Below are 25621 nucleotides of genomic sequence, written 5' to 3'. Positions count from 1 at the left end.
CTGAAGCGCAAAGACCGCCATGCCCGATCCCAGCCACATCACTTTCATTCTGATCGAGGAGTTCTCGCACCTCGCGTTTTCCTGCGCGGTCGAGCCTTTGCGGATCGCCAACCTCGTCAGCGGCCTGGATCTCTACAGCTGGTCTTTTGTGTCTGAGCATGGTGAACACGCTGTCTGCTCCAACGGCTCGGTGACGCTGGTCCATGGGGGATTCGATAGTCTCCCCAAATCTGATCAGATTTTCGTGCTGTCCGGCATCCACATGCGGAACCACGCCTCCAAACTTCTGCTAGCCTTACTGCGGCGTGAACGGGCAAGAGGGACTGCGATCGGCGCGCTATGTTCGGGCGCTTGGCTTTTGGCCGAGGCCGGTTTTCTGAACGAAATGCAGGCCGCCATTCACTGGGAATACCATGACGCCTTCACCGAAGCGTTTCCCGATGTGAACCTGGTACGCAGCGTATTTGTAGCCGACGAAAAGCACATCACCGCCTCTGGCGGTACAGCGACCGCCGACCTGATGCTGCACTTGATCGAACGAGATCACGGGGTCGAGCTGGCCATGGATGTGGCCGATCAGATGGTTTACAACGCCGTACGCAACGCAACGGCCAAACAACGCGTTTCCCTGCAATCGCGAAACGGAATGCGCAACATCCATCTGGCCAAAGCGATTGAGGTCATGCGCAACAACATCGAAACGCCGGTCTCACCCTCTGCGATTGCTGATGAGCTTGGCATTTCTACACGACAGCTCGAACGGCTTTTCGGGAAATACCTGAATACCTCGCCCAAAAAGTACTTCATGGAGATGCGTCTAGAGCGCGCGCAAAAGCTGCTGTTGCAAACCGAAGCCTCAGTGACCGAGGTCGCCATGGCATGCGGGTTTGAGAATCCGGGCCATTTCTCGCGCGTGTTTCGCCTGAGTTTTGGCGTCACCCCTCACGCACAGCGCAACAAGATTGACTGAAATCAGGCAAACCCACCACTGGGGGAGAGCATCCTGACCTGCCCGAAACTGGGCAAATCCACACTCATCCCCCGATCCCTTCGAGAACCCCCTCATTAAAATCGGACTAGTCAACACCTCGGTAGGATAGTGTGGTGGTACCGACGAATGTTGGCACAACTATTGCCAATTCGTGTCAGATCTTGGTTTCTTTCCGACACAAACATTAATTTTGCGGAATTTGATCAGAATTCAGGTCAGAGTTGAGTGTTTTGTGCACGCATAAGCACCCACGCACCCGCTCAGACCCCAGGTGATTCCGGTCCGACTTTCGAGCTTGTCTACTTTGCTCGTCGATCCACCCTGCCGAAACCCTTTTCACTAAGCATGGAGGCAGTATTAGTCCGAGCCTTGCAAAGCCGAGACATCAAGGACCGGCAACTGCGAGGTAACATGGACGCGCCGCGTAACACTCTGCGACGATGCGGTGATATCGAGCGTCGAAACTTGATCAAAACGCTCAAAATACGCGAACTCAATCGTGTCCAGAGCGGCCATGTCCGAACACTGAATAACATACTCGGCCAGAAACTCGGGCGCGCCGACCGTGTTTGCATCCGACCCTAGCCCTTCGCCCGTCAACGACACATTGGCCGACGCCGTGGCGCACCCAGCCTGTTCAGGGACAACAAAAAGAGTTAACGGCTTTGACAAGGACGAAATGGCATCCGCGATCGCGGACCGATCCGCGTCATCTGCTGCGCGATGGTCAAACCCCAAAATATCCTCGCTCGGGACCGCCAAAGACACGCTGAACTGAGTTTCCTCAAAGGAAATATCCAATGACCCCGCAACAGCACTCTGCGCGGGAACCTGATCCCCTGCCCATGCCTGGACGGTTACTGCACACAAACCGATCGAAGCACTCAACCACTTCATGAACTCACACCACTCGCAATAGAATCACATGGATTAGTCTAACTTTATACGAACATGGCGCAATCGCGACGGCGTGTATCAGACCCACCAGATATGGGGATGTAGCGCCCCTGCAGTAAATCCGACAATAAAACTCAGGTTGACATTGTCGACTATTTCACTCAGCTATATGCGTGCAAGTGCAGCCCCCTTTGGACGCACCTGAACAAGATTTCTGACATGAAAGACCTGACCCCAATGACGAAATTCTTTGCTGCCGCCAGCAATCTGACCCTATGCGTGGCCACCGCCGCATCGGCCGGTGACGCCCCTGCAAAAGCGGACGTGCTGGACACTTATGCCGATATTGCAGAAGCCAAATATGATGACAGCCTGATCGCCGCCAAAGCGCTGCAAAACGCCGTCAAAGCACTGATCGCCGACCCGTCGGACGCCACGCTGAATGCCGCCCGCGCGGCCTGGATTGCCGCCCGCGTCCCCTATCAGCAGACCGAGGTCTACCGCTTTGGCAACGCCATCGTCGATGATTGGGAAGGCAAAGTAAATGCGTGGCCGCTGGACGAAGGCCTCATCGACTATGTCGACGCCTCCTACGGCGGCGCCACGGATGAGAACGAATTCGCCGTTCTCAACGTCATCGCAAACCCGAACTTCGAGCTTTCGGGAACCGCGATTAACGCGACCGAGATCACCCCCGAATTGCTGGCAGATACCCTGCACGAAGCCGACGGGATCGAGGCCAACGTCGCCACCGGCTACCACGCCATTGAATTCCTGCTGTGGGGTCAGGACCTGAACGGTCACGGCGCAGGCGCAGGCAACCGCCCGGCCACCGACTATGCCAAAGGCGACGACTGCACCAACGGCAACTGCGACCGTCGTGCGCAATACCTGAGCGCCGCAACCGACCTTCTGGTCAGCGATCTGGAATGGATGACCACACAATGGGCCGAAGGTGGCGATGCACGCGCCGCCCTGACCGAGAACGAATCCGCAGGCATCAGTGCCATTCTGACCGGCATGGGTTCACTGTCTTACGGCGAGCAGGCTGGTGAGCGTATGCGCCTAGGCCTGATGCTGAACGACCCTGAGGAAGAGCATGATTGCTTTGCCGACAACACCCACAACAGCCACTACTACGATGGCCTTGGCATTCAGAACGTCTATCTGGGCAGCTACACCCGCATTGACGGCACTCCGATCTCGGGCGCCTCGCTGTCGGATCTGGTGATCGCCGCTGACCCGGCGCTGGATACTGAGATGAAAACCAAGCTGTCGACCACAATGCAGGCTCTGGGCCGGATCAAATCGACCGCCGAGGCCGGTTTCGCCTATGACCAAATGCTGCAGCGCGGCAACGCCGGTGGCGAAGCGCTGATCATGGGTGGCGTCAACGGTCTGGTCGACCAGACCAAAACCATCGAGCGTATCGTATCGATCCTCGACCTCGATGGGATCGAGTTTGAAGGATCGGACAGCTTGGACAACCCTGACGCGGTTTTCCACTAAATACATAAAAGGGCCGGATGCGTCGGCAAAACGACGCCTCCGGCAACCCGGCCACCATAAGTTGACTGGACTTGAAGGCATTACCTTACTAAATAAGTAAGAAAGCCAACGAGCCTCGATTCGCCATGATCGTCTGCCACTGCACAAACATCTCCGACCACGACATCCGGGCCGCTATCGACTGGATGCGGACCTCTGACCCTCAAGCGATCATAACCCCAGGCAAGATCTACCACGCGCTCGGGAAATCTGCCGACTGTGGCGGATGCATGCCGCTTTTCCTAGACACGATGCGAACCGACGATAATCTGGAAGTCCCCATGCAGCTGCGTGCGTTACGCACCGGCCTATCACAGGAGAAGGCAGATGAAGGGCGATCCCAAGGTCATAGAGTATCTCAACAAATCCCTGCGGCATGAGCTGACAGCCGTCAGCCAGTATTGGCTGCACTACCGGCTTCAGGAGGACTGGGGCCTGGTCCATATGGCCAAGAAAAGCCGCGAAGAGAGCATCGAAGAGATGGGTCATGCGGACAAGCTGATCGAACGGATCATCTTTCTAGAAGGCCACCCGAACCTGCAAAAGCTCGACCCTCTGAGGATCGGGCAGAACCCCAAGGAAACGCTGGAATGCGATCTGGCCGCCGAACACGACGCCCGCACACTGTATGTCGAAGCGCGGGAATATTGCCGCGAGGCGGGCGACTATGTCTCTATGTCGCTGTTTGAGGAACTGATCAGCGATGAAGAAGGCCATATCGACTTCCTCGAGACGCAGCTCGATCTGTATGAAAGGATTGGCGAAGCCAATTATGCGCAACTCAACGCCGCGAAAATGGACGCCGAAGAATAGTATTCTCGCCCTCTTGGTGGTCGCAACTGCGGCCACCCCTTCCCTGTCAGCCGAGCTGCGGGACCTTCACCTCAACATCACCCCACGCACCGAAAACGAGCGCGCGCGCATTGCCGGTGTCACCGCACTGCCGCAGGATTTCAGCGCGCCGCAAAGGTTCGAAGAGTTGCCTGCCGGGGCCGCCACCGTGCGTGTGCGCAACAACGCGGATGCGTTCTCGCAACCGTCCAAGAACTTGAGCTTTGAACAAGAGCTGGACTTCAAGGTCGGCAACGGGTTGTTCAAGAAAATCTGGGTCTCTTCGCCGTCTTCAACCCTCGCGTCTGATGGTCTTGGACCTCTGTATAACGCGAGGTCGTGCCAGCGCTGTCACATCAAGGATGGGCGCGGGCATATGCCGAACGGGCCGGATGATAACGCCGTCTCGATGTTCCTGCGCGTGTCCATCCCTGGCAACCCTCAGGATGCGCCGGAGGGGATCGAAGACTATCTCGCCACCCTGCCCGAGCCGAACTATGGCGGCCAGATGCAGGACTTCGCTCTGTCCGGGCACCCTGCGGAATACCGGTTGGAGATCACCTACGAAGAGATCCCGGTTGCGCTGTCAGAGGGCGAAACCGCCTCGCTCCGCCGTCCCACCTACACGGCTGCCGATCTGGGATACGGCCCGTTGCACCCCGACGCCATGCTCAGCCCGCGCGTTGCGCCGCAGATGATCGGCCTCGGTCTGCTTGAGGCAATCCCAGTCGAGGACCTGCTGGCCAAAGCCGACCCGGACGATACGGATGGCGATGGTATCTCGGGCCGAGCGAACATTGTCTGGTCGACCGAGTTTGACGCCCCGATGATGGGCCGCTTTGGCCACAAGGCCGGTATGCCCACGGTCATGGAGCAATCGGCGGCGGCTTTTGCAGGTGATATCGGCATCTCGACCCCGCTGTTTCCGGCCCCGTACGGAGATTGCACCGATGCGCAGGACAATTGCGTAAAAGCCCCGCATGGCGACGGCGATGTGCGCGTTTTCGAGGTTGATCAGGTCGGCATGGACCTCGTGGCCTTTTACAGCCGCAATCTGGGCGTCCCCGGCCGCCGGGATGTGGATGACCCGCAAGTGCTGCGCGGGAAAGAGGTGTTCCACACCACAGGCTGCGCCGCCTGCCATACACCGGCCCATGTCACTCATCGCCTGGAAGACCGGCCCGAGCATAGTTTTCAACTGATCTGGCCCTATTCTGATCTGCTGCTGCATGACATGGGCGACGGTCTGGCCGACAACCGCCCTGAAGCCCGTGCCACAGGCCGCGAATGGCGCACGCCACCCCTATGGGGGATCGGCCTGACCCAGCGTGTGTCCGGCCATACCGAATTCCTGCATGACGGGCGTGCCCGCACCCTGCTGGAGGCCGTGCTGTGGCACGGGGGCGAGGCGCAATCCGCCCGTGACACTGTCGTGACCATGCCCAAAGCCGACCGCGACGCCCTTATCCGTTTCCTCGAAAGTCTTTGACTCATGCGCCTATTTGCTTTTGCCATTGCCCTAGTCGCCCCTCTGGCCGTCTCAGCCCAAGATCGTGCCGCGATCCTGAGGGATGTGCCTGCCGCGCATATATTGCCGCGCTTTGCTGAATTGGCAGACGCGACCAAGGCTTTGGCCGCCTCGTCCCAATCAGATTGCGCTCCGCAGTCAGAGGCTCTGCGTACTGCCTATGGCACCGCCTTTGACGCGTGGATATCCGCCAGCCATCTACGCTTTGGCCCCACCGAGGCCAACGACCGCGCCTTCGCCATGGCCTTTTGGCCAGACACGAAAGGGTTCACGCCCAAGGCCCTGTCACAGCATATCGCGGACGAAGACCCTGCGGTGAACGACACGGTCGCCTATGCCGAAACCTCGGTCGCGGGGCGTGGGTTCTTTGCGCTTGAGCAAATGCTGTACGATCCCAAATTCGCCGATCAGGGCAGTGCCGAATATCGATGCGCGTTGATCCGGGCCATCACGGCCGATATCGACGCAAATGCTAACGCGATGGCTGAAGAGTGGCAAAGCTATGCGGTGAGCCTGGAACAGCCGGGAGGCGACAGCCCATACCGCACGCAGGATGAGGCGATGCAGGAGCTGTTCAAAGCGCTCTCAACCGGGTTGCAATTCACTGCCGAAACCCGATTGGGCCGACCCCTTGGCACGTTCGACCGCCCCCGCCCCAACAGAGCCGAAGCCCGCCGCTCCGAACGCGCCTTGCGTCATGTCGAGCTGTCCTTGATTGCCCTGCGGGACCTTGCAGCGCGGTTGTCCGCCGACCATCCCGAGATCGCGCAGGATCTGGACGTGGCCTTCAACCGCGTAATTAAAAACGCCCGGTCCATCGACGATCCCGCCTTCGCTGGCGTGGCCGATCCCGCAGGCCGGTTCCGGGTCGAAGCGCTGCAACAGGCGGTGAATGACATCCGCACCATCGCCACGACCGAGCTTGGCCCAACCCTCGGCATCAGTGCCGGGTTCAACTCTCTCGACGGGGATTGAACCATGACCAACCGCCGCCATTTCCTAGCCGGTCTCGCGGCTGCAAGCCTTGCGCCCGCAACCGGGTGGGCATCGGTCGGGTCGCCTGCTTTTCTGGCCGCCGGGCTGTTTCCGGATGGCTCGTTCCGTCTGGCCGGTCTGGATGAAGGCGGAGACATCCTGTTCTCACTGCCTCTGCCCGCGAGGGGCCACGCCGCCGCCGCGCATCCCCGCATGGCGCAGGCCGTGGCCTTTGCCCGTCGTCCCGGCACGTTTGCGCTGTTTATAGACTGCGCAAACGGGCGGGAGCTTGCACGGCTACAGGCCCCCGAGAGGCGGCATTTCTTCGGTCACGGCACGTTCACAGCAGACGGCACCCGGTTCTTTGCCACCGAAAACGACTATGAGGCTGGCGAAGGCCGTATCAGCCTATGGGATGCCACCAGCTTTGAACGTCAGGGAGAGTTTTCGTCGGGCGGTGTTGGTCCGCATGACATGCGCCTGATGCCGGATGGCAAGAGCCTTGTGATCGCCAATGGCGGGATCGAAACCCACCCCGAGACCGGGCGGACCAAGCTGAACCTACCCGTCATGCAGCCGAACTTGACCTATCTGGACCTGTCCGGGAACCTGCTTGAACGGGTCGAGTTGCCAAACGCCCTGCACAAGAACTCCATCCGCCACCTCAGCGTGCGCAACGACGGGCTGGTGGGGTTCGCGATGCAGTGGCAGGGCAGCCAGACCAAGCACCCGCCATTGTTGGGCCTGCACCGTCGGGGCGCGCCGCCGCAACTTCTGTCCGCACCAGAAGACCTCCAAAACACCTTGCAAGGATACGCTGGCAGCATCGCCTTCTCGGCCAGTGGCGCCGAGGTCGCCATAACCTGCCCACGGGGAAACGCACTGCATCTTTTCGACGTAGCAGGTCGCAGCTTCACGAATGCCTTCGCGCTAGAGGATGTCTGCGGTCTGGGCGCAGGTCCGGACGGGTTGGTCTTTACCACCGGCACAGGCACGTTTGGCAGTGTAAACGGGCAGAACGCGCGGGTTCTAGCCCGCCCCGATTGCCAATGGGACAACCACCTGATCCCGATCCGCTCGCACGCGTAACGTTCGGCAATCCCTGTCACATAGTTTACACTTGGACGAATCAAAATGCTGCCGTATTGGCGGGCGCGAAACAGGCACCTCTGAGTTAAGGACTGACTTGATTGAAACACACGCCCGACGCACCGCATACCATCTACGGGGTTGAGAAATGGGGCAAAGGCCTCATCGAGGTGACGGAGCAGGGCGAGATCGGTCTGCGCAATCCGATGTCTCCGGATACAGCGGCAATCAGCCTGCCCGGTATACTCAGCGATCTGGATGACCGTGGGATCAAGGCACCGATGTTGCTGCGCGTCAGTTCGTATCTGGAACATGAGATCGCGCATCTGAACGAGAGCTTCGCCGACGCCATCGCGCGGGTGGGCTACAAAGGCCCTTATCGTGGCGTGTTTCCGATCAAGGTGAACCAGCAGGCGCAAGTGGTCGACCGCATCGTCGAGTTCGGCAAGAAGTACAATTATGGGCTCGAGGCAGGGTCAAAACCCGAACTGGTCGTGGCTCTTGCGCATCGTCTGGCCCCTGAGGCGCTGATCGTCTGCAACGGTGTCAAGGATGCCGAGTTCATCCAGCTGGCGATCCTCTCCCGCAAGATCGGGTTCAATACCGTCATCGTGCTGGAAAGCCCAAAGGAGGCGGATACGGTGATCGAGGTTTACAAGGAGCTCGGCATCGAACCTCTGATCGGTGTGCGGGTGAAACTGACAAACCAGATCAGCGGTAAGTGGGAAGAAAGCTCGGGCGACCGCTCGGCCTTTGGCATGAACACCGACCAGTTGGTCGCCACTGTGGACAAGCTGCGCGACGCGGGGTTGCTGCATTGCCTGAAGCTGCAGCACTCGCATCTGGGCAGCCAGGTGCAGGACGTGAACGACGTCCGCCGCGCCGTTGGTGAGGCCTGCCGCTACTACACGGAACTCACGCGTGAAGGCGTGCTGCTGACCCATTTGGACCTCGGCGGCGGTATGGGCGTGGATTATACGGGCGAGAAGAAGGCCGCTGAAAACTCGATCAACTACACGGTCGAGGAATATTGCAGCAACGTTGTTGAAACAGTGGCCTATGCCATGGACGAGGCCGAGATTGCGCACCCAACTTTGGTTACCGAAAGCGGCCGCGCCGTGGTGGCGACCTCCTCAATGTTGGTGTTCAACGTGCTGGAAACCACGCTCTACGATGCGCCCACCGCACCGGATGTGGAGCCTGATGACAACCATCTGGTCTCGGACCTCGCTGCGGTACACGGCTACCTCAGTAAAGACCGCCTGCAAGAATGCTGGAACGATGCCACCTTCTACCGCAACGAACTGCGCGCCCTGTTCCGCCGTGGATATGTGGACCTGCGCCAGATGGCCCGGGCCGAACGTATCTATCTGTCGCTGATGGCCCGCCTCAAGGCGCTGGCCGCCAGTGATGATCTGGAAACGGATGTAGACGACCAGCTAGAGAAAGTGGCCGATATCTACCACTGCAACTTCTCGCTGTTTCAATCCCTGCCCGATGTCTGGGCCATCGATCAGCTGCACCCGATCGTGCCGCTGCAAGGTCTGAATGAAACGCCCGACCGCCGCGCCGTGCTGTCTGACATAACCTGCGACAGCGACGGCAAGATCGACCAGTTCATTCTGGCCGACGGGGTCTCCCCCAGCCTACCAGTGCATTCGCTGCCCGAAGTTGAAGAATACTATATGGGCGTCTTCTTTGTCGGTGCCTATCAGGAAACGCTGGGCGATTTGCACAACCTGTTCGGCGACACCAACGTCGTCACCATCGACCTGCGCGAAGACGGCGGGTTCGACCTGCTGCATGAACAAGAGGGCGACACGATCAGCCAGGTCCTGTCTTACGTCGAATTCGACCCACAAGACTGCGTCGCCGCCTTCCGCAAAATGGTGGACGAGGCGATCTCGACCGGTACTCTGCAAGCCAAGGACCGCAAAACCCTGATGAGCGCCTATCGCGACTCCATAAACGGCTACACCTACTACGAATAAGAAGGAGACACACCATGGGCAAAACACTGGTTGTCGGCGCAGGCGGCGTATCCCACGCAGCCGTGCATAAGATGGCGATGAACTCGGACATTTTTACCGAGATCACACTGGCCAGCCGCACGAAGTCAAAATGCGATGCCATCGCAGCAGCCGTTAAAGACCGCGTTGGAGTCGAGGTCAAGACCGCCGAACTGGACGCCTACAAGGTCGAAGACACGGTCAAGCTGATAAAGGAAACCGGGGCCGAGATTCTGGTAAACCTCGCCCTGCCCTATCAGGATCTGGTTTTGATGGACGCGTGCCTTGAGGCCGGCATCCACTACCTCGACACCGCGAACTATGAACCCGAAGACGAGGCCAAGTTCGAATACCACTGGCAATGGGCCTATCAAGAGCGCTTCAAAGCGGCCGGCCTGACCGCCATCCTCGGCTCGGGCTTCGATCCGGGTGTAACCAGCGTGTTTGCCAAATGGCTCAAAAAACATAAGCTGGACACAATCCGCCAGATCGACGTACTGGACGCTAATGGCGGCAGCAACGATCAGGAATTCGCAACCAACTTCAACCCAGAGATTAACCTGCGCGAAGTGCTGGCCGAGGTCCGCCACTGGGAAGGTGGGGAGTGGAAACACTCCCCTGCCATGACCCACAAGGTCGAGTTCGACTTCCCCGCCATTGGCCCCAAGAACATGTACCTGATGTATCACGAGGAACTGGAGTCGCTCAGCACCCACTTCCCCGAGATCGAGCGCGCCCGCTTCTGGATGACCTTCGGTGACGCGTACATCATGCACGCCAAGGTGCTGGAAAATGTCGGCATGACCCGCATCGACCCGGTGATGCATGACGGCAAGGAAATCATCCCGATCCAGTTCCTGAAAACCCTGCTGCCCGATCCCGGCGATCTGGGCGCGGAAACGAGGGGCAAAGCCTGCATTGGTGACATCGCCACGGGTCAGGCCAAGGACGGCTCGGGCGAGAAGACCTTCTACATCTACAACATCTGCGACCACGAAGAATGCTATGCTGAGGTCGGCTCCCAGGCCGTCAGCTACACCACGGGCGTCCCCGCCATGATCGGCGCAGCACAGGTTCTGAAAGGCAATTGGACAGAGCCGGGAGTCTGGAACATGGAACAGCTCGACCCCGATGACTTCATGGACATGCTAAACACCCACGGCCTTCCATGGCAGGTCCACGAACTCGACGGCCCCGTAGAATTCTAGATCCAGAACTTCATCTGGCTATAAGTATCCTGGCCTGGGGGTCCGGGGGCAGCGCCCCCGGCCTCTCTAACAATCGGAGACGCCGAACATGTCCGACATGATGACTACCCAGGCCGGAGACGCCGGTGCCTTCCGCAATTTCGACCTCAGCCGCGTCCCCACACCCTGTTTCGTGGTCGACGAAAAAGCGGTCGAGCGGAACCTGACTATCCTCTCCGAGATCGGCACCCGCTCCGGCGCGCATGTCCTCAGCGCGCTCAAGGCGTTTTCGATGTTCTCCCTGGCCCCATTGGTGCGCCAGCACCTCGGCGGCACCTGCGCCTCTGGCATCTTTGAGGCCCGTCTAGGCCGCGAAGAATACGGCGGCGAAGTCGCAACCTTCTGCGCCGGCTACAAGGATGCGGATATCGATGAAATCCTGTTGCTCTCCGACCACATCATCTTCAACTCACCCGCTCAAAAAGACCGGTTCCTCGCCAAAGCCCAAGCGGCCAATGTGCAGATCGGCCTGCGCATCAACCCGGAACATTCCGAAGGCGAGATTCCCAAATACGACCCCTGCGCGCCCTGTTCACGCCTCGGGACACCCGTCAGCCAATTGACCGAAGACACTCTGTTCGGAGTAGACGGCCTGCACATGCACACGCTCTGCGAACAGGGTTTCGATCCCCTTCAACGCACTTGGGAAGCGGTCGAACCCAAGCTTAAACCTTTCCTCGGCCAGCTCAAATGGCTGAACTTCGGCGGCGGTCACCATATTACCCGCGATGACTACAACCGCGATAGTCTGGTAGAATTCATCAAATCCATCCGCGCGAAATACGATGTCGCCATCTACCTCGAACCTGGCGAGGCCGTTGCGCTGGACGCAGGCATTCTGGTCGGTGAAATCCTTGACCTACCCACCAATGGCATGACCCTCGCCATCACCGATATCTCGGCCACATGCCACATGCCCGACGTGATCGAGGCCCCCTATCGCCCCGCCTTGATGGACGAGGCCGAGGCGGGCCACACCTACCGTCTGGGCGGGCCCTCATGCCTCGCGGGCGATGTGATCGGCGACTACACATGGGATCAGCCGCTGGAGATCGGGCGACGCTTTGCCTTCCTCGATCAGGCACATTACTCGATGGTCAAGACCAACACCTTCAACGGCGTACCTCTGCCAACCATCGCCCTATGGAACAGCGAAACGGACGAACTGAAGATCATCAGACAGTTCGGTTATGACGACTTTAAGGACCGCCTCTCATGAGCATTTTCCTCGACAGTGAACTGACCGCCGCTGAGCGTTCGGAAGATGCCCGTTTCCGCGTGATCCCGGTGCCGCTGGAGCGCACCGTTTCCTACGGTTCAGGCACGGCCAAAGGCCCTGACGCGATCATCGAAGCAAGCAATGAGCTGGAACGCATCACCGGCCATGCCGAACCCTGCGTCGAAGGTATCTGTACCGAAACCCCGCTGAATTGTAACGGCCCATTGCCCGAGGTGATGGAACGCCTCGCCCAACGGACCGAAGCCGCCATTCGCGCGGGCAAAGTGCCGGTGACGCTGGGCGGAGAGCACTCGCTCAGCTACGGCGCGGTGATGGGTGTGGCGCGTGCGCTCAACCAGCCGATCGGCATTGTCCAGATCGACGCCCATGCCGATTTGCGCAACGCGTATCAGGGCGAGAAACACTCCCACGCCTCGGTCATGCACCTGCTGACCGAAGAGGGCGTCCGTCTGGCGCAATTCGGCGTGCGTGCATTCTCAACCGAAGAGGCCCAAAGCCGTCTGAAAAACCATGTCTTCCACTTCGACGCCGAGGAACTGGTCACCGACAACATCCACGCCGTCGACCTGCCCGAAGACTTCCCGGAGCTGGTCTATGTCAGCTTTGACGTGGACGGTCTGGACCCGTCCCAAATGCCCGCCACCGGAACACCGGTGCCGGGCGGGTTGGGATACTATCAGGCGCTACGCCTGGTCGAACACGCCCTGATAGGCCGCAAATGCGTGGGCTTCGATGTGGTCGAACTGGCCCCCAACGGCAATGCCGCCTGGGATTTCACTGCAGCTCAGATCGTCTATCGCCTGATGGCGGCCTGTTAACTCTCTGAGGTTTCGTTCAGCTCCATGTGCCCTTCGCCCTTGTTCAACACGCGGCGTAGCATGGGCTCGAAGAACTCCAGCGGTTTGGTTGGATAGTTCGGGTCGAACGCCTTCTGATCGTATTCATGGCAGAAATAGCGGCAGTCCTCCCAATAGGGGCTGTCGCGATACTTGTCGCGCGCGTTGCGATCTCCGCCAAGATGATGGTTGTAGTAGTAGCCCTGAAACACACAGTGATGCTTGAGAATCCAATGGGTTTTCTCGCTGACATAGGGCTTCATCATCGCCGCTGAAAGCTCACCATGGTTGTATGGCGACAGGATATCGCCCGTGTCATGGATCAGCGCGGCGACCACAAGCTCCTCATCCGCGCCATCTTCATAGGCCCGCGTCGCGGCTTGCAAAGAGTGTTGATAGCGGTTCACAGGATACGGCGTCCACTCCTCATCCAAAGAACGGATCGCGTCCAGAATTCGGTCTGGCAGAGCGGCATTATAGGCCTCTTCATAGTCCATAACGGCGTCCCAGTCGGCTTTTGTGGCCTCTTCAAAACTGGTCCAGGTCGGCTTGTGGCTTTTGTCCAGCATGGCATGTCCTTTGTCCTGATCGGGAACAGGATATCTCGACTTATCTACTCTAAAAAATGAATTGATTTTATCATAATGATCAAAAAATACTGTCGCCATGCAGATCAAAGCCTTTGAAACTTTTCTATGCGTTGCTGAGACCGGAGGGTTTCACGCAGCAGCGCGCAAACTCAATGTGACCCAAACGGCTGTCAGCGCGCGCATAAGGCAGATCGAGGACGCCACCGGAAAGCCCCTTTTCACTCGCGGGGCCGGAGGCACGGCACTTACGGATTTCGGGCGCCAATTTCGCCCTTACGCAGAGCAGATGCTCTCACTCTGGTCTTTTGCTTCGACTGATTTGCCCACACAAAACCAGAATCGTCCGGCACTCAGGCTGGGGGCGCAGCTCAGTGTTTGGGATCCCTTGCTGGTCGATCTTGCCATACGTTTTGAACAACATCTTGGCCAATTGCTGCTGACGCTGAACTACGATCATGATCTGGATATGGTGGATGCGGTCGCAACACATGTGTTGGACGCCGCGCTGACCCACGAAAAGCCCTCAGACAGGCGGGTGATGTTTGAAACCCTGCCACCAGAGCGATTGGTTCTGGTCGAAACCGCGGAGGCTTTGGTCGACAACTCGGTATTCGTCAATCTCGAACTTGGCGCCGCTTATCAGGACCATGTACGGACTACGGCCCGCAAGGCAGAGGGGCAGACGGTCTTTCTGGGCAATTGCATGATGGCCCTGCGCTATGTCCTCAAACGAGGGGGGCGTGGGTTTTTTCCCGCCTATTTGGCCGCAGAGCATATTCGCTCTGGCGCGCTGGTGCAGGTTGAGTCGAGTCCAGACCTAATGTTGCCGCTCTATCTCGTAACCCGCCCCGACAGCTCTGCGTTCGAGGATATCCTAGACTGCCTGCAGGGTTTGCGAGACCCTGCCTAGACAGCGACCTCGGCCCTGGAACGGCGCCAGATTGGGCGTCCCGCAACCGCCAAGAACAGGCACGAGATCAGGATACCAATGACCGCCGGTGCATAGAGAACGATCCAAAGACCCGGCTCATCTATCACGACCGGAGAAACAAACCCCCGAACGCCTTCCAGCAGAACCAGAATGGTAAACGCCCCCAGAATCTGCGGCCATAACCCGAACCGCGAGAAACTGCCCAGCATCAGGGTGGCATATCCGACCAGCCCAACTGCCACGCAAATCGCGATCCACGAGAATCGCTGGTGCAACTCGTCCGTCAGTTCACCCAGGCTGAACCCTTCGGCGCTGGCGATAGCCTCGCGGTTTCGAATCAATTCCATCGTAGGGATTGCTTCAAGGCTGCGGGTACTCATACCGCCGGTACTGGTCAGCGCCGAGATATCGTATGAGGCGTCCTGAAACAGGGTCGATGACAGGGTGCGCCCGTCTTTGTCCAGACGCAGCGCCACCCCATCCAGCATGACAAGGTTGATGCCCGCCGCATTGTTCACCAGATACGCCGTTGAACTTGAATAGCTGACAGAATTAGCTGGGTCTCGCCGGTCTGAGACAAAGACCTCGTGCAAAGTCCCGTCCAGATCAATCCGACCGATATAGACCGTGACACCGTCGGCGGGATGCAGAAACTCACCTTCGTTCAGCAATTGGGCGGTGACATCACCCGCAACCTCGGCCTGTCGGATCTCGAGCTGCTCGACCGAGGCAGGGCGCAGGAAAACGCTGATCGCCGCCATCATCATCCCTGTGACAAGACCGAACAGCACCACAGCCCGTGCGAGGCGCCAAGGGCTAGAGCCGGTCGCCAGCATGACCGTCATCTCACTTTCCCGGCTGAGGCGGTTCGTGGCGTAAACGGCCGCAGCAAACACGGCCATCGGCATCACTGTCCGGATCAGGGTCGGCAGCGTCAGAGCGGTGAACTCGAGGAACACAATCGCCGACTGGCCGCCACTGATCACCCGATCAAACAGGCTGACAGACCGCGTGATCCAGAAAACACCGACCAGAACCAGAGTGAAAAAGCCGAACAGCACCAGCAACTGCCGCAGGAAATAACCATCGAAACGCGACATGTACCCTCATTTCTGGTGTCTGCGATTTGCGGGGACTTTAGGCTATCCCGCAGGCAGAGGAAAGACGGTCGCCGCCCTGCTTTGAGATCGGGTGGGGTTTCAGATGGCCAGAAGATCGACCTGATGTTTGATCTGCGCGAACGCTTCACGTGACACGGGATGAAAGCCCCCAGCATGACGATAAACGCTCTGGTAGTTGTCAAATAGCAGGTCACACAGCTCTTGCTGGGTGCTGTGCTGTCCGTCCGGGGTGAATTCCAAAAATATCGGTAGCCTGTAATCTGCAATGAGTTGCTTCATCCCCTTCAGGGCGGATAGCTCATGGCCCTCAACATCCATCCAGACCAGCCCAATTTGATCAGCCTGAAGGGTGCCTGACTGCACCAGGTCGTCAATCCGAACGATCTCGACTGAAAAACTCTCTCGGGTCTTGCCGCTTTTTCGCCTGGCGCCCAGACGCGAGCCGCCCCGGTTGAACAGATTACGGGTAAATTCAGCCGTTCCATTCGTGTCCGAAGCTGCGACACCCAAGATCGTCACTTTTTCTGTCAGCCCGTCCAACGCAAGATTGTGACGCAACAGGTTCATGTTGTCCGGGTCCGGCTCGATCGACACCACGGCGTCACACTGCAGGTCTAGGAAGAAATAGACGGTTTGGGTGCCAATATTGGCTCCAACTTCCAGAACAGACATTCCGGGTTTAAAGGCATTGTTCTGTTCAAGAAACGCCCGCAGATTCGTGACCGAGCCGCGGGCGAATTCACCGTTCTGGCAAAGGGAACGTCCGATTGCATCCGTTGGAAAGAAGGCAAAAGCATGATCGCCCAAGTCCCTAAACAACAAAATATCCTGATCAAGCAGCTGATTCATGACCGCGCGCAGGGTTTTGCCGTTGCCAAGAACACGTGAGGCAATCTTTTCGGCAATCAGGCTTCGCAATCCCATTCAACACCCTTGAATGCAAATCAAATATTGCCTTTAGTGCATATCTCTGCGTTCGCCGTTCAGCAACGCAGGCATCGATTTGATACAAAACATGGTGCATTTGCGCCCTATCGGGCTAGGCAGCTTCACAGCACGCTTACATTCGGCACGTGTCAGAGCCTTCATCGTGTGTTTGCGGCTGTTTCATTTCCAACAATGTCGTTTGAAACAGGCTCCGGAACTCGGCTTCTTTCACGGTGGGTTCGCTTGTTTCTTCATCCGCGGCGCGAAGCTCTTCGGGCCGAGGCCGCGTCTGCCGTGCTGCTTGCCAACGGTGGTCGCGAAAGATCGACAAAAAGCTCTGTATCAAATTCCTTCCCTCCCAACGAACTTTGCAAACCTTGTCACTGCGGGGCCGATCCGAACCTCAGTGGTTGGCCGAGGCTCAAGGATCACAGTCCGTGAGTGGCACCCCGCAGCGACGAGGTGCATTTAGGGATTTCATTTTGAGACGTAAGGGGGAAGAAAACGCCGGTTTTCGTCACTTTTGTGCATGCAAAACAAAAAATCGAGCAACAGCTTACGTTTACGTCAACTACGCCGACGCGGAAGAAATTTCGGGACGCTACGTCAAATCCTGACCCACTGCACCATATAGTCGCCGCTATAACGGCGCCTGAGGAACTTCGAATGGAAATTCGCGCGGCAAGTCTGGGATTCGACGTAGCCGCGAAAGCAAACGTTCAAGTTTTAGGAAGTCTTTTAATGGCAGGGGCAGCAGGGTTCGAACCCGCGACCTACGGTTTTGGAGACCGTCGCTCTACCAACTGAGCTATACCCCTAGGCTGAGCCTCAGATATGCCAGCCGCGCGGCGGACTCAAGAGGCTTTTTCAGTTTCTCGACCACTTCTCGACAAGACAAACAAGTTGCACGCGGCGTTGAGTTCTATAAGACACGTTTTGGTCAGTATGAGGGACCCATCCGTGAGTATCCGCAAAAAGATCGCCGACAGCGAAGCCGTGTTAAACTGGGCGGCGCGCCGTATTGCGAGCTATATTCGGATGGTCAACCGCAACACCAAATGGCAGCGCATCGGCTATGAAGAACTGGACCAGCTTGCCGAACAAGGTGAACCGGTCATCGTTGTTCTGTGGCATCAGCGGCTGGCGCAGTCACCCTATTTCTTCCCGCTGGACAAGGCACAGATCTGCTCGATCACGTCCTCGGCGCGGGCAGGCAGCATGGTGGGTCGCGTGCAAAAGCTGTTCGGCATGGACACGATCGCCATGGCCAGCAAACACAAAAGCAACGTCGCCGTGTCGCGTGAAGTTCTGGGCAAAATGAAGCAGGGGATATCCATTGGTATTGCCGCCGACGGACCCCGCGGACCGGAACGGGTGCTGTCGACTGTGCCTCTGGTCTGGGCGCGCACATCCGGCAAACGGGTGTTCGGAATTACCTTTTCGACCCGTCATGGCAGAGAGGCCGGTACATGGGACCGCTTGTTGATGCCCCGCCCCTGGCGCAACGAAGGTGTACTTTTATGCCGCGAATGGACCGAGACTGTCCCACGCAAAGCCAGTGAAGAGCAGATCGAAACCCTGCGCCAAAACCTTGAGCAGCACATGAACGACATCACGGCCGAGGCCGACCGGATGGTCGGGCGCGAACCGTGGTCGCCTAAACCTTAACCGCCGCGCAGCCTCTGCATTAGATAGATTTCGCTACCTTCCGGGATTGGTTCCGTCAGGCCCGTTGCAATCACGCGCCCGTCGATCGCGATTGAGACGCCCGCATCAATAGGGGCCTGCAATTGCGGATGCGCGCGCACCAGGGCACGCAGCAACTCTCCGGTTGTTTTAGCCTCGACCTCGACGACGGCCAAGCCCCCGGTCAAAGACCGGAGGCCGGACCAGAGGTGAACCTCAACCATTGCCTTTGAGCGCGGCCAGAATGCGCGGAGGCGACATCGGCAGTTGCTTCATCCGCACACCCGCCGCGTTGGAAACCGCGTTGGCGATGGCGGCAAGAGGCGGCACGATGCCGGTCTCGCCCACACCGCGCACCCCAAACGGGTGGCCGGGGTTGGGTACTTCGACAATCACCGTGTCGATCATTGGCAGGTCACTGGCAACGGGAATCCGGTAGTCGAGGAAGATCGAGTTCTGCAACCGCCCGTCCTCGCCGTAGATATATTCCTCGTTCAGCGCCCAGCCGATGCCTTGCGCAGCACCGCCCTGGAACTGGCCTTCCACGTAGGTCGGGTGGATCGCCTTGCCGGCGTCCTGAATGACCGTGTAGCGAGTCACGCTGGTCTTGCCGGTTTCCGGGTCGACCTCGGCATCGACGATATGGGTGCCAAAGGATACGCCTGCGCCTTCCGGAGTTGCCTCGAAATGGCCCGAGATCGGGCCACCGGTGCGCCCCATATCTGCCGTGATGTCGGACAGCGCCAGTGGGTCGAAGTCGCCTGCGTTGGGGCCTGAGGGCACCGCGCAGCCGTCCTCCCACTTCACCGCCTCAACCGGGATACCCCACTTGGCTGCTGCGCGTTCGCACAGTTTCTCAACCGCGTGTTTGGCCGCCTTGATGGTCGCCAGACCCGACGCGTAGGTCACGCGCGAGCCGTGTGAGACGTCGTTATAGCCCAGCGTTGCGGTATCCGCGATGGTAACGCGGATGTTCTCGTATGGGATGCCCAGAACCTCGGCCGCCATCAGCGCCATCGACGCGCGAGAGCCGCCGATATCCGGCGTTCCCACCATCAGCTGGGCCGAGCCGTCCTCCGACAGGGCCAGGGATACTGAAGTCTCACCGCCGTGGTTAAACCAGAAGCCACAGGAAATCCCGCGACCCTGCCCTGGCTTCAGCGGTGCCGAATAGTGCGGGTGTGCCTTGGCAGCCTCCAGCGTTTCGACCAGACCAATGCGTTCGTAGGTCGGGCCATAGCTGGCCTTGGTCCCTGCATGAGCGGCGTTCTTCAGGCGCACATCAACGGGGTCGAGGCCCAGCTTGTTACACAGCTCATCAATCACGGACTCAACCGCAAAGGCACCCATGGGTGCGCCCGGCGCGCGGTAAGCGGCCTGTTTCGGACGGTTCGACATCACGTCATAGCCGATCTGCTTGACGTTGGTCAGGTTGTACGGCGCGAAGGCGCACATGGCGGTCATGTCACCCGGCGCACCGGGGAACGCCCCGCCCTGCAAACGGAATACGCCCTGCGCTGCTGAGATGGTCCCGTCCTTTTTCATGCCGATCTTGACGTCCATCGACGCTGAGGCCGTCGGCCCCGTCGCCCTGAACACCTCGGACCGGGTCATAACGATCTTGACCGGACGGTTGGCTTTGCGGCTCAGCGCCAATGCAACGGGTTCGATGAAGACAGTGGTCTTGCCGCCGAAGCCGCCGCCAATCTCGGACGCGGTGACGCGAAGTTGCGAGGTCTCAATGCCAAGCAGCGCGGCGCAGGTCTTTTGCGCGATCCAGTGGCCTTGCGTGGTGCACCACAGCTCACCCTTGCCGTCATTGCCCAGCATGCCCAGACAGGCGTGCGGTTCGATATAGCCCTGATGGGTCGCCTCAGTAACAAAGCTGTCTTCGATGACCAGATCCGCTTCGGCAAACCCGGCCTCGACATCTCCGTGACCGCTTTCGTGGTAACGAACGACGTTCGGGTGCAGACCTTCGGGCACCGAATAGTCCGCCGCGCCTTCCCGAATGACCGGCGCATCCGAAGCCATGGCCTTGTCCACATCTGTGACGTGCGGCAGAACTTCGTATTCGACCTCGATCAGTTTGAGCGCATCCCGCGCTGCTAGGGCCGACGTGGCTGCAACCGCAGCGACAGCGTGACCATCATAGAGCGCCTTCTCGCCCGCCATGACGTTTTCCAGCACGTTCCAGAACTCACCCTCAAGACCGGGTTTGAACGGGACATCGGCAAAATCCGCGCGGGTGACGACAGCTTTGACGTCCTTATGCGCCTCGGCTTTCGAGGTGTCGATCTTCACGATCCGCGCGTGGGCATGGGGTGAGCGCAGAACCGCTCCGTGCAACATGCCGGGCGCATAGGCATCAGCCCCGAATTTGGCGCGGCCCGTGACCTTGTCTAACCCATCCGGGCGATCCGGCCGCGTGCCAACGAAAGTGAATACAGATTTGCGATCGTCGAGTGCCATTACGAAGCCTCCCGCAGCTCTTCCGCCGTTTCCATCACGGCGCGAATGATCTTGTCATAGCCGGTGCAGCGGCAGAGATTGCCTGCCAGCCAGTACCGGGTTTCCTCTTCGGTCGGGTTGGGGTTCTTTTCCAGCAGCGACTTGGCCGCCACCAGAATGCCCGGCGTGCATATGCCGCACTGAAGCGCCGCGTGTTCGATGAACTTCTTCTGCAGCGGGTGCAGAACGTCACCATCGGCGATGCCTTCTACGGTTTCAATGGCCTTGCCCTCGGCCTCAACACCCAGCATCAGGCAGGAACAGACCAGACGGCCATCGACAGTGACGGAACATGCGCCGCAATCGCCGGTGCCGCAACCTTCTTTCGCGCCGGTCAGGTTCAGCTTGTCGCGCAGACAGTCCAACAGCGTTTCGCGCGGGTCGCAGAGGTATTCGACGGTGTCCCCGTTCACGGTGGTGGATACGTGGAGCTTGCTCATGCGTTTTCTCCCTTCGCGCGGGCATAGGCGATCTTCGCGGCGCGTTTGGCGAGCACGCCCGCGACCTCGGTGCGGAATTCGATTGTACCGCGTTTGTCGTCAATCGGGTTGCAGGCGGCCGAAGCGGCCGCGGCCAACGCGTCGAGGGCGGTGTCGTCCAGTGTGCTGCCGACGATGGCTTTCGCACAGTCTTCAACCAGCAAAACGGTCGGAGCGACAGCGCCCAAGGAAACCCGCGCCTCGGTGATCACGTCGCCGTCCAGACGCAGGCTTACACCCACGCCGACCACGGCGATGTCCATTTCGGTGCGCGGAATGAAGCGCAGATAGGCGTCGCCAGCGTTGTCGCCACGTGCTGGGATATTGATGGCCGAGATCACTTCACCCTTCGCCAGCGAGGTCTTGCCCGGTCCGGTGGGGATGTCCTCAACAGCAACTTCGCGCGCGCCATCCGGGCCGGTCACGGTGACCGTCACGCCCGCCGCAACCATCGCAGGCACCGAATCCGCCGCCGGAGACCCGTTGCACAGGTTGCCCGTCAACGTCGCGCGGCCCTGCACCTGAGTCGATCCGATCAGATCCATCGCCTCGACCACACCGGGCCAGTCGCGGCCCAGCTCGGGATGCTCGCTCATTTCTGCGCCGGTGACAGCGACGCCAAGCGTCCAGCTGCCATCGGCGTTTTTCGTGATCTGATCCACACCGTTGATTTTCTTGATGTCGATCAACGTATCGGGCGTCACCAATTCCGAGCGCAGCTGCACCAACACATCGGTGCCGCCTGCCAGAAACCGTGTCGTACCCGTCGCGTTTGCAGCCAGAGCCGACGCCTCGGCAAAGCTGGCGGGGCTGTGATAATCCATGAAAATACCTCGCACCTGTCAATCAGGATTCACTGGGTTCTGGGGGAAGGTAATGCAGTGCCTCAGCGGCGTCCATGGCCGGAGCGACCAATTTTTCCACAACTTCATGTCGTTTTTCGACCTTGGGTCAGAGGTCGATCTCGATCACGCCATCCGGTTGCGCGGCGCGGCTTTGGCACAATATGATTGCGCTCTCGCGTTGTTTGTTGGACAGGACAAAATCGCGATGTTCGATTTCGCCCGAAACAACACCGCATTTGCACACGCCGCAGATGCCATCGGCGCATTTCACATCCACGTGAATACCTGCCTCGTTCAGCACCTGCGCGGCGTCCTTGTCTTCCGGCACGGTCAGTGCCTGGCCTGATTTCGCTAGCTTCAAGGTGAACGGAAAGTTTTCGTACTCCGGTTGCTCGGGGACCGAGAAATACTCCAGATGCCGCGCTTCGTCCGGGAAGCCCTGCCGCTCCGCCGCTTGCATGACACGGTCCATGAAGCGATCGGGTCCGCAGGCATAGACGTGCCAGCCGTCCTGATAGCCTGTGAGGATCGCATTTAGATCGGCCCGCGTGCCTTCATCCGAAAAATGGTAATGCGCTTTTTCTGCCCACGGCGTCGCGGCCAGATCTTTCAGATACCCGGCTCCGGCGCGCGTACTGGCCGAGTAGTGCAGCTCGAACGGTTTGCCCAGCGCGTGCAAACGATGGGCGAAGGCGATCATCGGGGTGATGCCTATTCCGCCCCCCATCAGGAAAGTTTTGGTCGCGGTCTCATTCAGCTCGAAGTGATTGATCGGTTTCGAGATGAAAACCTTGCGGCCTTCGTTGAAGATGCGATGCAGTAGGGCGGAACCACCGCGCCCCTCATCCTCGCGCAAGACACCGATCTGATAGCTCGCCCGATCCGAGGGGTCACCGGACATAGAATACTGGCGCAAAAACCCGGGCGCGACCAAAACGTCCAGATGCGCGCCCGCTGTCCATTCGGGTAAAGGAGAGCCGTCCAGCGTCGAGAATTCGTACTTGGTCACATCGGCCGTCATCTTGTCGACCTTGGTCAATTCGACCCGCATGACGGGCGCATCGCCGGCGATCTCGTAGCGATGGACAACCGACATATCGCCAGCCGCCTTGCGTGCCTTGTATTCCTCGGCGCTGACCATCGCCTCATATGCTGCAATCCCCGCCTCGCGGTCCATGGCAAAGGGATAGGGCCACGGATGTGGGGCCAGATAGGCGGGATAAACGGCCAGTGTCTGATCTTCGTATTTCAGATCCAGATCAGGCTGCAGGTCGCGCCTGTTCAGCGGATGCACCGAGGGGCGATAGGCTCCATCCGACTGCAGCTCGATATCCCACCACCATTTTTTAACGTCATTCAGGCCACCATTGCCCACCGCGTCATCCAGTTTCGCCAATGCCGGGGCGGCCTGAGGGATATTCATCGCGGCCCAACGGAAGGGGCGTTCTTTGAAAATCCCCTCAAGGTTCCACGGGCAGGTCTTCATGCAGCGCCCGCACATCGACCCTCCGGGCGTTGTCACGCGATAGGTGGCGCATTTCTGGCTGTCGGATTTCCAGATTTCATAGCCGTTGAACATCAGCTTTGGCCCTGCGGTGATCGCCCCCGAAGGGCATTCGCGGGCACATTTGTTGCAGCTTTCGCAGAAACTCTGCAGGCCGAAGTCGATCGGCTTATCATGGGTTATCGGCATATCAGACGTCACCGCCCCGGATTTCAGACGTGGGCCGAGATAGGGGTTCAGGATGACCTCACCGATCCGGCTGACCTCGCCCAGCCCCGACAACAGCAAAAGCGGTGGCTGCAGCACCTCACCATCCATCACCGTATGGGCCTTGGCTTTGTAGCCGAGGTTGCGGATCTGCTGCGCGATTACGCCACCCAACAGTGAAAACCGCAGATAGGCGCGCATGGATTGTGCAACGCTGATCCAGTCATCACCGCTTGCGCCCTCCATCGTCTCATAGCCCTGGTCGACGATCATGCTGATGGCCTGATCATGCGGCGGCGTGATCTCTTCCCCAGTCGCATCGTGGGAATACCACGCCCAGTCCGGGCAACGGCTGAGGCCGACCGCATCGACCCCAAGGAAGTAACTGGCGGCCTTGATATTGGCGGCATTGCGCTCGGCATCGGTCGGCGGCGAGACCTTTGCGCTTTCGCCATCCTGCAACAGAACAAACGCGCCCAGCGCCCGGCGCTGCGCGAAGCTGGGGGCCGATTTGCGCACATAATATCCGCCCTTGGCCGCGTCCTGCAGGTGTTTGCCCATATCGCCGAACTGCGCCCGCGCGAACATGTCAGCGCGCTTGGGGACGCGCGCAACGTTGGCCTCATCAATATAAGTGGTGGGTGTCTCGACGCGCTTGAGCCGCTCAAACGGGTGCGCCCCATCCATATAGCGGCGTTTGGAATAGGCGTCGCGGTTCAGAGCGTTCTTAGCGAACCCGGTACCTAGCCACCACGCAGGGCCTTGGGTCCGGAACCACGGTTGTTGCGCCATCGGTTGAAGCGGCCGATCGTGGGCAATCTCCATCTCGGTCGTGACAGCGGCCAGACCAAATCGGCGTCCCAGCCAAGGGGCAACAAGCGTGCCCTCTTCGACCGAGGCCAAACCCGCCGCGACTGCCAGCTTGCCCAGATCCACTTCGGTCGACATGGCCGTGTGCGCCCGCGCATCGAATCCCAGCAGCCGGATGTAGTTGGCGATCACGACAGCATTCTCGGTCGCCAGCAGACAGGCCCGGTGGTCCTGCGCATCCATGATCCACTCGGACCCCGGCTCGTCCGGGTTCGGATCGCGGTTATGTTCATACAGGAACACCAGAACATGACGATGCGAGGCCATCGGACGCGGCGCGGCCTCCATGCTTTCCTTGAGGTCGGCCATGATAACGTCGATCCCCGAGGCCAGCGTTTTGGTCTGTCGGGTTTTCAGCGCATGGGCCAGACGGTCGATATCGGGGTTGCGCCGTGGCTGGTCCAACAGCGCCTCGGGCGGAAGAGGCCCGCAGCCCATCATCGAGGCATCGTTGAAATAGCCAAACGCCTTGAGGTGATCTGCCCGCGCCTGCGGGTCCTGCGGGATGTCCGAGGCGACGGGGTTCACCAGCCCATCCCGGATCGTGTCCAGCATGGCCTGAAACTCGCCCATTGCATTCACGATGCTCTCGGGCCGGTCAGGCCGATGAAAGCTAAGCTCGGGCATCGGGGGCAGTTGGGACAGGTCGGGCATCGCCTGCTGACGCGCCAGACGCTCCAACGGGTACGACCCCATATGAACCGGTCGGTTCTTGTCCGAGAAAAAGCGAAGTCCCATATGCGTGCCCCTTGTTTGCGC

At 59.3% G+C, this 25621-nt stretch carries 22 protein-coding genes and 1 tRNA gene; 13 read left to right on the top strand and 10 right to left on the bottom strand.

Features of this window, described 5'->3' with window-relative positions; translation table 11 throughout:
* Positions 1–19: 19 nt before the first annotated feature.
* Positions 20–970, top strand: coding sequence for a GlxA family transcriptional regulator (locus ACR0C3_RS22450; protein WP_480760609.1), 951 nt, complete (start codon positions 20–22; stop codon positions 968–970).
* A gap of 378 nt (positions 971–1348) precedes the next feature.
* On the opposite strand, the gene ACR0C3_RS22445 is transcribed toward ACR0C3_RS22450, so the two are convergent.
* A complete protein-coding gene (locus ACR0C3_RS22445) occupies positions 1349–1888 on the bottom strand; it encodes a ZrgA family zinc uptake protein (protein WP_480760607.1) in 540 nt (179 codons plus the stop codon).
* A 237-nt stretch (positions 1889–2125) separates the two neighbouring features.
* On the opposite strand from ACR0C3_RS22445, the gene ACR0C3_RS22440 reads away from it, so the two are divergent.
* The 10 genes from ACR0C3_RS22440 (at position 2126) to speB (ending at position 13173) form a co-directional block, all read left to right on the top strand.
* The gene (locus ACR0C3_RS22440) at positions 2126–3397 is read left to right on the top strand and encodes an imelysin family protein (RefSeq protein WP_480760615.1); all 1272 of its coding nucleotides are present in this window, start codon (positions 2126–2128) and stop codon (positions 3395–3397) included.
* 125 nt (positions 3398–3522) lie between these two features.
* The gene (locus ACR0C3_RS22435) at positions 3523–3816 is read left to right on the top strand and encodes a (2Fe-2S)-binding protein (RefSeq protein WP_170468500.1); all 294 of its coding nucleotides are present in this window, start codon (positions 3523–3525) and stop codon (positions 3814–3816) included.
* Positions 3764–4249, top strand: coding sequence for a bacterioferritin (gene bfr / locus ACR0C3_RS22430; RefSeq protein WP_425085699.1), 486 nt, complete (start codon positions 3764–3766; stop codon positions 4247–4249). The genes ACR0C3_RS22435 and bfr overlap by 53 nt, the downstream gene beginning before the upstream one ends.
* On the top strand, positions 4209–5756 hold the full coding sequence (locus tag ACR0C3_RS22425) for a di-heme oxidoreductase family protein (RefSeq protein ID WP_480760606.1): 1548 nt from the start codon (positions 4209–4211) through the stop codon (positions 5754–5756). The genes bfr and ACR0C3_RS22425 overlap by 41 nt, the downstream gene beginning before the upstream one ends.
* A 3-nt stretch (positions 5757–5759) precedes the next feature.
* The gene (locus ACR0C3_RS22420) at positions 5760–6770 is read left to right on the top strand and encodes an imelysin family protein (RefSeq protein WP_480760604.1); all 1011 of its coding nucleotides are present in this window, start codon (positions 5760–5762) and stop codon (positions 6768–6770) included.
* Positions 6771–6773: 3 nt separating this feature from the next.
* The gene (locus tag ACR0C3_RS22415; RefSeq protein ID WP_480760602.1) at positions 6774–7859 is read left to right on the top strand and encodes a DUF1513 domain-containing protein; all 1086 of its coding nucleotides are present in this window, start codon (positions 6774–6776) and stop codon (positions 7857–7859) included.
* Positions 7860–7960: 101 nt separating this feature from the next.
* A complete protein-coding gene (speA, locus tag ACR0C3_RS22410; protein ID WP_480760601.1) occupies positions 7961–9850 on the top strand; it encodes a biosynthetic arginine decarboxylase in 1890 nt (629 codons plus the stop codon).
* Between the two features lie 14 nt (positions 9851–9864).
* Positions 9865–11076, top strand: coding sequence for a saccharopine dehydrogenase family protein (locus tag ACR0C3_RS22405; protein WP_480760599.1), 1212 nt, complete (start codon positions 9865–9867; stop codon positions 11074–11076).
* An 88-nt stretch (positions 11077–11164) separates the two neighbouring features.
* Positions 11165–12334 (top strand): carboxynorspermidine decarboxylase, encoded by a 1170-nt coding sequence (gene nspC, locus ACR0C3_RS22400; protein ID WP_480760598.1) that lies wholly within the window; start codon positions 11165–11167, stop codon positions 12332–12334.
* Positions 12331–13173 (top strand): agmatinase, encoded by an 843-nt coding sequence (gene speB / locus ACR0C3_RS22395; protein ID WP_480760596.1) that lies wholly within the window; start codon positions 12331–12333, stop codon positions 13171–13173. The genes nspC and speB overlap by 4 nt, the downstream gene beginning before the upstream one ends.
* Here the strand turns inward: speB and ACR0C3_RS22390 are convergent.
* A complete protein-coding gene (locus tag ACR0C3_RS22390) occupies positions 13170–13760 on the bottom strand; it encodes an HD domain-containing protein (RefSeq protein WP_170556449.1) in 591 nt (196 codons plus the stop codon). The two genes, speB and ACR0C3_RS22390, sit on opposite strands and share 4 nt — an antisense overlap.
* Before the next feature lie 97 nt (positions 13761–13857).
* Here ACR0C3_RS22390 and ACR0C3_RS22385 point away from each other — a divergent pair, with 97 nt between their 5' ends.
* Positions 13858–14691, top strand: a complete 834-nt coding sequence (locus tag ACR0C3_RS22385) for a LysR family transcriptional regulator (RefSeq protein ID WP_480760595.1) — start codon at positions 13858–13860, stop codon at positions 14689–14691.
* Here the strand turns inward: ACR0C3_RS22385 and lptF are convergent.
* The 3 genes from lptF to ACR0C3_RS22370 all read right to left on the bottom strand — a co-directional run bounded on the left by lptF (position 14688) and on the right by ACR0C3_RS22370 (position 17578).
* Positions 14688–15812 (bottom strand): LPS export ABC transporter permease LptF, encoded by a 1125-nt coding sequence (gene lptF, locus ACR0C3_RS22380; protein ID WP_480760594.1) that lies wholly within the window; start codon positions 15810–15812, stop codon positions 14688–14690. The two genes, ACR0C3_RS22385 and lptF, sit on opposite strands and share 4 nt — an antisense overlap.
* Positions 15813–15911: 99 nt before the next feature.
* Positions 15912–16757, bottom strand: a complete 846-nt coding sequence (locus tag ACR0C3_RS22375; protein WP_480760593.1) for an FkbM family methyltransferase — start codon at positions 16755–16757, stop codon at positions 15912–15914.
* A gap of 745 nt (positions 16758–17502) precedes the next feature.
* Positions 17503–17578: transfer RNA gene (locus tag ACR0C3_RS22370), tRNA-Trp, on the bottom strand.
* Positions 17579–17720: 142 nt separating this feature from the next.
* On the opposite strand from ACR0C3_RS22370, the gene ACR0C3_RS22365 reads away from it, so the two are divergent.
* On the top strand, positions 17721–18428 hold the full coding sequence (locus tag ACR0C3_RS22365) for a DUF374 domain-containing protein (RefSeq protein ID WP_170693089.1): 708 nt from the start codon (positions 17721–17723) through the stop codon (positions 18426–18428).
* Here ACR0C3_RS22365 and ACR0C3_RS22360 read toward each other — a convergent pair.
* The 5 genes from ACR0C3_RS22360 to ACR0C3_RS22340 all read right to left on the bottom strand — a co-directional run bounded on the left by ACR0C3_RS22360 (position 18425) and on the right by ACR0C3_RS22340 (position 25600).
* Positions 18425–18670, bottom strand: a complete 246-nt coding sequence (locus ACR0C3_RS22360; protein WP_170380552.1) for a MoaD/ThiS family protein — start codon at positions 18668–18670, stop codon at positions 18425–18427. The two genes, ACR0C3_RS22365 and ACR0C3_RS22360, sit on opposite strands and share 4 nt — an antisense overlap.
* Positions 18663–20918 (bottom strand): xanthine dehydrogenase family protein molybdopterin-binding subunit, encoded by a 2256-nt coding sequence (locus ACR0C3_RS22355; RefSeq protein WP_480760592.1) that lies wholly within the window; start codon positions 20916–20918, stop codon positions 18663–18665. Before ACR0C3_RS22355 ends, ACR0C3_RS22360 begins: the two co-directional genes overlap by 8 nt.
* Entirely contained in the window at positions 20918–21397 is a 480-nt protein-coding gene (locus ACR0C3_RS22350) for a (2Fe-2S)-binding protein (protein ID WP_480760591.1), read from the bottom strand. The genes ACR0C3_RS22355 and ACR0C3_RS22350 overlap by 1 nt, the downstream gene beginning before the upstream one ends.
* Positions 21394–22260 carry an FAD binding domain-containing protein gene (locus tag ACR0C3_RS22345; protein ID WP_480760590.1) on the bottom strand — a complete coding sequence of 289 codons (867 nt, stop codon included), beginning with the start codon at positions 22258–22260 and terminating at the stop codon, positions 21394–21396. The genes ACR0C3_RS22350 and ACR0C3_RS22345 overlap by 4 nt, the downstream gene beginning before the upstream one ends.
* Before the next feature lie 127 nt (positions 22261–22387).
* Positions 22388–25600 (bottom strand): 2Fe-2S iron-sulfur cluster-binding protein, encoded by a 3213-nt coding sequence (locus ACR0C3_RS22340; protein WP_480760588.1) that lies wholly within the window; start codon positions 25598–25600, stop codon positions 22388–22390.
* Positions 25601–25621 lie beyond the last annotated feature (21 nt).

This window comes from Ruegeria sp. CK3 (assembly GCF_056536565.1).
This window is presented reverse-complemented; position numbering and strand designations above follow the sequence as displayed.